The organism is Okeania sp. SIO2F4, assembly GCF_010672385.1.
GTDB lineage: Bacteria > Cyanobacteriota > Cyanobacteriia > Cyanobacteriales > Microcoleaceae > Trichodesmium.
The window spans coordinates 1-7,586 of sequence record NZ_JAAHGT010000452.1; the positions used below are offsets into that span (position 1 = coordinate 1).

A 7,586-nucleotide genomic window follows, 5' to 3' on the forward strand; every position below is an offset into this window, starting at 1 on the left:
TCTCATGTAAAATGCGTTCATTCCAGTCATGGCAGGGAGCTGCACTAGGTTGACGTTCAATAGCATCTAGATAAGGGTTTTCCCTGGGGGGTTGATAAAAATGACCGTGGATAGTTACATAAACACCAGTGGCAGTATGTATAGGTGCTACAGAAGTTGTCTGATTATTGGTTGTTTCAGATAATGATACTTCTACAACAGAGTTATTTGCTTGATTCAAGTTTGTCTCAGATGAGGAAATCATGCGATCGCATTCTCCATTTAGCTTTTATTTTCAATTAAACAAGTTAGTCTGTTCGCCATAGTATTGCGAAACTTCCAGAAACACGGATTATTTTTAAACATCTAAATTAAATGTTTAATTCCGATTCTTCGTTAGTTTTTCTTTGATTTCAATTACATTTATTTATTCTTTTTGGCCATTTTTGCAGAGTAATAAAAGGCAAATTGTGTTTAGATGCTCTTGATTAGTTAGCCAAGCTTTCTGTTTCAACAAATACCTCAAAAGTACACTATTCCCTCCTGACTTGTCTTGAGTGTGGTAGGTGATAATTTTCGCTAATAGTAATGTTGAAAACTTGCTTGCAGAGTTAAAAAAGATTTAATACTTACGTCTTAATTCCCATCATAAAGCCTATCCTAGTCAAAAAGCAAGACTGTAGTGATAAAACTTAACTTTACTTATTACTTCTCTGTAAATTAGTAACATTACTTTTCATCAGAAAATTCAGGATATGCTATCTAATATAGTATCCGGATAATTAGTTATAGTATAAGTAACACAAAAGAGGGAGTAGGGAGAAAGAATTGATAATTTCTGTGGAATAATTGATTTTATTTTTGATTATTAGAGATGTCTAGTAGTCGGAGAAAAGAAAGGATGAAAGTGGAAATTATATCATCTCCAGTAGCATCGGTATTGTATAGGAAAGGTGGGCAACAGGCAACAGGCAACAGGCAGGAAGGCTTAAGAGCAAGAAAAAAAACTTAAATTTTCTGTAGATATCCACCCTAACTTTTACACAAAATATTATCTAGGTATATTCCGACATTTTATGTCTGCATTGAATGGAAGTATAGAGTCCGAGAAATGTATTGTAAAGTATGACTGGATTTCATCTGAAACAAACAGTTGATGAGTATTCACCGGAAAATTTGCTCTAAAACTTCGCCCTTCTGGGAAGGTTTTTCGACTGATTAAATTAAGAACATAATGTGCTATGGTATTATTGTCGCTGAAGAATTTCAGGTCTTGATGAGATACTGATAGCCTGATAATAGTCATCAGCTTGGAGCAACTTTTCAGAAGCAATAAAGTTTCGATACCCAATCCACCATTTGTTGGCTAGAAAAAAAATAGTTTGTCTATAAATCCATAGCCCCAGATGTAGCCAAGATAAAAGCCAAGAGATACTTTCATCAATTGGTACTACCATTGCTAAACCACCCCAGGGTAGCTTTCTAGAATGTTTGATTAAAGTCTTGGTATTATACTTCTGCATCCAGACACGAACCATCCTTGGGACAATTTCCATCGCACTATTTTGTCCTGGACAGGATCGATTATTACCGATTCCGAAAATAAAAGTTTGTCCCAGAAGATTTTTACATTGCCACCGTTGCCAGTTATACTCCTCAGCGTCTTCACCAAACAAATCCCTGCGTCTGTGATAGTTTACATAATTAACCATGTGTAAACATTTATTCTCAAGATCTGGTCTGGCCGATATCGTAAATAGTGGGTATAACCGTAATGCTTCATAAGTGGCCATTTTAAAGTCATCATCACTATCAGGAAGAGCAGAACAATTTTTTGATAGACAAATTAATGTATGTGCAAAACCCTCACTAAGTTCGTCTACCGCTGAAACTATTAGGGCAAAGATGACTTCATGGATATCAGAAAATAAATGTTGGCAGTTTAATTGAGAATTGATACCTTCTTTAACAGAGTCGAAAACTAAGAAAATTCCTTGTTTTCTTGACTTCAGATCGACAGTTTCGCAATCTTTAACAACCATTAAAATATTACGGGTAGCCTTAATCATGATTTCAGGTTTAGGGCAAGGTTTGGCAAAAAATGCGAACCAAACCTCATTCAACACAGCACCAAAAGCACAATCTCTTAAGGAGCAAACTGGATATGGTGGAGGATTTGAATCCCAGTAAGATGTGAGACGGTTTTCAAAACCATTTTTGCTATTATTTTCAAGAACCCTAGAGAACTGTTTTGCCAGTCTAGAAATAGACTGGTACTGTGGATCGTCCGAATCGATGTTTTCCAGAAAACGATGACCAACAGGTGACATTGAATAAAAGAGGCGATTTTGACGGCTTCCTTTAGAACGATTAATCGCAGATTTTTTCAAGTAGATATTGATTATTTCCTTGAATGGACAATATGTGATATCCTTTAGATCTGTTGAGTTAGTACCACGATTGTAAAGGTAATGAAAGTAATGTTTTAGCATGACTTTTTTTCCTTCATTATTCTAAGTCTTTGACTGTACATCCATTTAGGTTAGGACTTACGCACCTCAAGGTATTTCCGTCATTGCGACCCATAGGGAAGCAATCTCAAGTCCTAGTTTTTCCTTCCTCATGCGTAAGTCCTGTAGGTAAAACTTCTTGTTGAAGAAACTGCTTTTCTTCTACTGTTGATTTTCGATTTAGTACTTGATTTCGATGTGGAAATCTGCCAAATTTCTGAATAACATCATAGTGTTGTTTAGCCTCCGAATGTATTTGAGTAAGCTGCTTTTTAGTAGTTTCACTCAACCAGTCTTGTTGTAGAACTTTTTGAGAAAACTGAGCACTTAAGTTAAGTTAACGTTGTTGAACATCTTTTTTCTCTGAATGGCTAAGGCAGATTGGAGAATCCAAATTTGTCCCATAAGAATCAGCAAATTCTAAAAAGCGGTTAGCCGAATAAATTGCTTGTTCATCATAAGCAAATGCTGCCGATGTGCCTCGAAAGCAGCCTCTGGAAATTTGATCGTAAAGGACTACTTTAGCCAGTTCAGCATTAGGAGTATCAGGCCAACTTTCTACTTCACCAAAAACTGAATTCCAAATGGAAGATTGCATAATATCTTCTTTAGCAGCAAACCAACGCTCGAATGACTTATTCATGTTTGGCACAGAAGAAAGCAAATTATTAGATGGGCAAAATTCAAACCAGTAATTTAAGACTTCATCCATAATAACTAGTTTTCATCCATAATAACTAGTTAGGTGGGAAAATTTACAACTAAGTCATTGCGACTGGAGCAGAGTGGAAAGAAGCAATCTAAAGGGTATGAGGTGCTTCAATAATTAATAATTAATAATTAATAATTAATAATTACCTCTTCTTATAACATTGAGGATTGGCGCTCAAGGAATTTTTTTCTTCTCTCTTGGGAGATTGGAGGCAAGCGTTTGCCCTTCGCAAAGCTTCGAAGTTCGCGTAGCGTCCCGGAGGGAACGGAGACCTCGCCATCCCATCCTAACGGACTGCGAGCAATTCATGTCGCGAAGCGAAACAACCGCTGTCTTGGTCGATTGGATATGCCGAGGAGACCTCGGCATCCCATCCTTCGGAATGCTCCACTTGCCGACCGCTTTTTTCTCCATGAATGGAGAGGCTTTATACCTTAATTTTCCGGTAAACATTTCGTTACATAGTGACGTTTATTCGCGCCTACCTACTTAATTCTATTGATAAAGTTAGGCGGTCTTTTTTGTCGTGCTTTCTCTGAGTTAATCAACTCTTGAAAATCAAGCAATACTGGGAAATTTTGATGGTAAAGATTGAATTTTATCTGAGTTAACTTCAAAGTTTCTCTGATTTTTGAAAAAGCTCAATTTTTGACATTCAAATCAGCTTTTCAAATTAGTTTGTGAGAAATGCGGGTTATCCCTGTCACCAGTTAAGTTGGTTGTTATATTTTTACTTTTTCCCAGCTTTTAAAACATGAATTGTCATCCGTTGATACTTATCAATAAAGCAATCTAAACAGTTAAATCCGCTCTCTTTAGCCATATTTTGAAATACTTCTACAGGATATTTATATGAACTTCCAAAGCAGAACTCTTCTCCCGTTTTGATGGTGATACTGAGATTTTATAAAATAAACTCTTGGTCTTCAATAGCGACAAATTTTTGCTTGAGGCAATATTCATTTTCTATCCATTCCATCTGAAATTTAAAGCCTGCCGGATTAAAGTTAGTAATAGGAGAATCACGAGGAATTCGCTAAAGAATATTCAAAAGAAATTGACGAACTTTCGGATGCTCGTAATATGCCTTTCTTAATGAATCTCGATCTTGATTTCCATCTATTCCTGCAATTAATAAACCGTTGGGCTGTAATTCTAAAGCGATCATTTTTAAGAAGTTTAAACAATCTTCAGGTTTAAGATTACCGATAGTACTGTCTGGAAACCAGACTACAGGTTTCTTGAATTTTTTAACCAAGCTACAGTTTTGAATAAATTCTGTTTTTATTGCTTCGATTTCCACGTCAGTAAATTCTCCTTTGATGATATCTAAACTTCGCTGCAAATAAGTTTCAGATAAATCGACACCAACGTATTTATATGCTTTGCCCAAAGCTTTTAATAAAGGAAGTGTTTTGTTTCTAAATGCTGTTTTTGAACCTGGCTCAAACTCAATAATAGTAGCATCCTCTGACACATAAGCTGCTACCGACGACGCTACTTGACCTATCAGTTCAACTTCATTCTTATAAGGGTAATAATCAGGAACATGATCAATGACTTCTTGATATATATAATTCTGCTCCGTTAACTGGATCGTTTGTAATAGCTGGATTTGGCTTACTGTAGATATAAGGAGCCAGGTTTTCCTGCTTTTGTTGTAAAAAAAAGGCTTTTACTTCAGCGCTGAAAATTTGCTCGCTTGATGTTTTTTGGCTGAACGAACATTACCGATCCCCCTATACTGATTTTTTTTAACTGCCTTTGAATTTAGCTTCTATTACTACCAAAGTACGATCTATTTCTTGAGTGTATCTCGTATTATAACTAAAGTTTAAATTTACTCGCAATTTCTACTAGATAAACTGTTAATATCCACGATATAATTTGTAGTTTAATGAGGAAAAAAGTGGCGCTTTAGTTCATAAATTAACAATTAATAATTACTCCTTCTTTTAATAAGGGGATTGACACTTAGGGATTTTTTTTGATTTTATCCTATTAAAAGTGGAGGCTTGAAACCTGAATTGTTTAATTATTAATTAATAGAAAGTGGTAAAAGCGATAATTTGAGTTGATACCAACTTCAGTTAATTTATTGTCCCCGAAAGGCCATTGACTGAATATTGAAAACTTTTGCTGAAACTGTCAAGAGATAATTTTTTTTGAGATATTGAGCACAAATGTCATGATCGATCGCCAAGATATTAACAATACTTCAATCATTCACGGTCTCACAGAAGACCAAGTAGTAAATCTTCGTGCTGCGGGTCGAGGAAATTATGTCAAACTACACACAAGTCGTTCCTACCGCCAGATATTAAAAGAAAACTTATTTACTTTTATCAATACCGTTTTCCTCAGCATTAGCCTTGTTTTAATTTCTCTTTCTCGTTATGGCGATGCTTTCCTGGTAATAGTTGTTATTTTAGGTGGCGTTATAGTTAGTGTTTGCCAAGAAATATGGGCTAAACAAAAATTAGATCGAATTGCCTTATTAACTAGACCATTAGCTACCGTTATTCGAGAAAGTAAACAACAAAATATAGATCCCAGTCAGATCGTTGTAGGAGATATATTAGTAGCTAATGCTGGAGATCAAATAGTAGTTGATGGACAAGTAGTAGGAGAAGGCAAAATAGAAGTAGATGAATCACTTCTAACTGGAGAATCCGATTTAATTCCTAAAAAAGCAGGCCAACCAGTTTATTCTGGTAGCTTCTGTGTCAGTGGTACTGCTTATTATGAAGCTCAAAAAGTAGGAATCGAAAGTTTGGCCTATCAACTAACAGTTAGTGCTAGAGCATTTCGCCAAATTTATACCCCCCTTCAACAAGAAATTAACTTGGTCATCAGAGTATTTTTACTCTTGTCTTGCTTTCTCTGGATACTGGTTACTATTAATTGGTACTTTGGATTTTATACATTTGCTGATACTGTTCAATATGCTGCTGTAATTGCGGGTCTAGTCCCAAGTGGGCTTTATTTGGCTATCACTCTTGCTTATGCTTTGGGTGCAGTGAAAATGGTGGGACAGGAAGTCCTAATTCAGCAAGCTAATGCTGTTGAATCATTGAGTAATGTAGATATTTTATGCTTGGACAAAACTGGGACGTTAACTGCTAACCGTATTATTTTACGAGATATTTATCCCATTGGGTTTGATGAAATTAAGTTACAGAGTCTATTAGCTGATTATGCAGCTAGTACCACTGCTAAAAATCAAACTATTGAGGCTGTAGAAACTGTATTTTCAGGAAATAAACGTTCTCTAATTTTTGAAATTCCTTTTAGTTCGGCTCGTAAATGGAGTGGTATGAGCTTTGTCAGTCAAGAGGAAAATTCACCATCTGGAACATACATTCTCGGCGCTCCAGAAATATTAGCTGAAGTTACACCCCTGAGTACGAAAGTTACTCAGCAAATTCAAGAATTAGTAATGGCAGGATTCCGAGTCCTTTTATTTGCCCATAACTCCAACATTAATAGTTTAAACCAGGATTTAGAACAACCACAATTACCTACTGAACTTTTTCCTCTCGGAATTATTAGCTTTCAAGATGAACTTAGAGCTGAAGCTCGCGAAACCATTGAGGGTTTTTCGGAAGCGGGAGTTGAGGTAAGAGTGATTTCTGGAGATAATCCTCAGACTGTAGCTGCTTTAGCTTTACAAGCAGGACTTGGTTCAGATATCCAAGTTATTTCTGGTTCTGAATTAGCCAAACTAGATGAAGCTCAGTTTATTCAAGCAGCAGCATCTAAGACAATTTTTGGTCGTGTCACTCCTGAGCAAAAAGCTAAACTGATCCGTAGTTTGAAGGAGCAAGGTCATTATGTCGCGATGATTGGGGATGGAGTTAATGATGTTCTATCTCTGAAAGAAGCTAATTTGGCGATCGCTATGGAAGGTGGTAGTAAGGCGACTCGTAGTGTGGCGGATATTGTCTTGTTGAAAAATTCTTTTGCCTCTTTGCCTCATACTTTTTTGGAAGGACAACGTATTCGTAATGGTATACAAGATGTATTGAAATTATTTATGATTCGGGTATTCTGTGTTAGTCTATTGATTTTTGCTACGGGATTTATTGGTGGATTTATCGGAGGAACTTTCCCACTATTAAATAAGCACAGTGCTGTGGTAACTCTAATATCAGTAGGATTTCCTACTTTTTGTATTCCGATTTGGTCTAAACCAGGGCTGTTACCTCGACGTAGTATAGTGCGCTCCCTACTTCATTTTACTTTACCTGCTACTTTGACTCTTACTCTTGTAGCTTTAGGAGTGTATTTGACTTATTTAGCAATACCATTTTTGGGAAATGAGTTAGTTATTGACCTTGACCAAGTTAATGAATTTCTTGCAGTTCCTCGTAGTGCTCTGGTAA

The 7,586-nt window shown here is 36.2% G+C and carries 3 protein-coding genes and 2 pseudogenes; 1 reads left to right on the forward strand and 4 read right to left on the reverse strand.

Going from position 1 to position 7,586, the window contains the following annotated elements; genetic code table 11:
• The 4 genes and pseudogenes from F6K22_RS24435 to F6K22_RS24450 all read right to left on the reverse strand — a co-directional run.
• Positions 1-244, reverse strand: a 244-nt coding sequence (locus tag F6K22_RS24435; protein WP_293103918.1) for a hypothetical protein, incomplete at its 3' end; no start/stop codon positions are given.
• A 982-nt stretch (positions 245-1,226) separates the two neighbouring features.
• Positions 1,227-2,369, reverse strand: coding sequence for a cytochrome P450 family protein (locus F6K22_RS24440; RefSeq protein ID WP_293103921.1), 1,143 nt, complete (start codon positions 2,367-2,369; stop codon positions 1,227-1,229).
• A 208-nt stretch (positions 2,370-2,577) separates the two neighbouring features.
• Positions 2,578-3,201, reverse strand: a pseudogene (locus F6K22_RS24445) (DUF924 family protein).
• Positions 3,202-3,931: 730 nt separating this feature from the next.
• A pseudogene (locus F6K22_RS24450) lies at positions 3,932-4,834 on the reverse strand (L-histidine N(alpha)-methyltransferase).
• A gap of 540 nt (positions 4,835-5,374) precedes the next feature.
• Between F6K22_RS24450 and F6K22_RS24455 the strand changes: the two are divergent.
• Positions 5,375-7,586: HAD-IC family P-type ATPase (locus tag F6K22_RS24455; RefSeq protein WP_293103924.1), on the forward strand; the 2,212-nt coding region annotated here is incomplete at its 3' end.